We start from the raw sequence: 1,078 nt of genomic DNA, 5'->3' as shown, positions 1-1,078 counted from the left end.
TTCGCAGCTATGTGCCTATTACGCCTCGTAGGCTGCTATTACACCTCGAACTCCGGCTGGTTTGGAGCGATTTTGATAGTCCAAGTCCCCTTCTGGCTGAAAGTGCGAGCGGTCGCGAAAGTATCCTCCATGAACTGAAAGTACACGATCTTCCCGTTGCGCACCTTTGCGTGGATCGAGAACGGTGAGGTCACCGCCTTGCTCAGCGAGACCGAGCGGTACGTGAACCTGCCGAACACAGCAACGTTCTCGCCTTCACCGAAGAGGGCGGTAACGGTGAAGTCCTCATGCGTCCACCATTTCGCAACCCCGGAGAACGTATCGATGAACGCTTGGGGGCCTTTGGAGGTTCCCGTCCAAGGCAAGATTTGCTTCAGTTCAGGGTTGTCGAAATTCAGGGAAATGTATGTTGCGTCCTCCGCGACGAGCCGACGGGCAGCCGCCTCGACCTTTTCGGTTGCCGTATTCGCCAGAAACTCTTTGATCACTTCGGTCGGTTGGGTACTCATGGTAACGATTCCTTTCTTTAGTTTTGTGGTGGTGAGGTAGAATACACTTTGGACATAATCATCAACTCCTAAGTTTACTTGAGTGTAGTCAGTTCCAACACTCAACTTAGAGCAGATTCCTATGGAGTTAGCGAACCGATTTCAGTGTTGCTTTAGTGGGCATAATAAAAACATAGCTGTCACAAAGTGCAAAGTGAAGTTGAAACCTTGATCTAGCGAGTGTTTTGATGATCGATGGTTAGTCACAAAAAAGTTCAATTTTCGGAGTAATTTAAAACCGTCTTAACGAAAGAATAAAGGTTTGAAGCCAATTTTTACAGTATTTTTATACTACGCAAGCCCTTTGTGACAGCTATGTGCCTACAAGCCCGAGAGGCGAGAAAACGGAACAAGTTACTCAACCCACTAACAAGAGCAATACTATTTTGTCAAAGGCTAATCTAACATCAGATTTATCTAGAACCACTTCCCTCACCTCTCCTAAACGTTCTCGTTCACTTGTAGGTGAACGTATTGAACAAGCGATCGCCTTTGTCATGCAACATAATCTCATACCAAGTTGCGAATTG

Annotated in this window: 2 protein-coding genes; one reads left to right on the top strand and one right to left on the bottom strand. The window is 46.8% G+C overall.

Going from position 1 to position 1,078, the window contains the following annotated elements; translation table 11 throughout:
* Nucleotides 1-38: 38 nt before the first annotated feature.
* Nucleotides 39-509, bottom strand: coding sequence for a nuclear transport factor 2 family protein (locus CFPU101_RS25270; RefSeq protein WP_206818645.1), 471 nt, complete (start codon nt 507-509; stop codon nt 39-41).
* A gap of 356 nt (nt 510-865) precedes the next feature.
* Between CFPU101_RS25270 and CFPU101_RS25265 the strand changes: the two genes are divergently transcribed.
* Nucleotides 866-1,078 (top strand): hypothetical protein (locus tag CFPU101_RS25265; RefSeq protein ID WP_206818643.1); only part of this gene is annotated, 213 nt, incomplete at its 3' end.

The sequence above is a fragment of the Chroococcus sp. FPU101 genome, from assembly GCF_017312365.1.
GTDB lineage: Bacteria > Cyanobacteriota > Cyanobacteriia > Cyanobacteriales > Microcystaceae > Chroococcus.
The sequence above is the reverse complement of the archived record's forward strand: the minus strand, read 5'-3'. Positions and strand labels throughout refer to the sequence as shown.

Bases quoted from the DNA above. Each gene is read 5' to 3' on its own strand.
- CFPU101_RS25270 (WP_206818645.1), bottom strand. From the start codon at position 509: ATGAGTACCCAACCGACCGAAGTGATCAAAGAGTTTCTGGCGAATACG.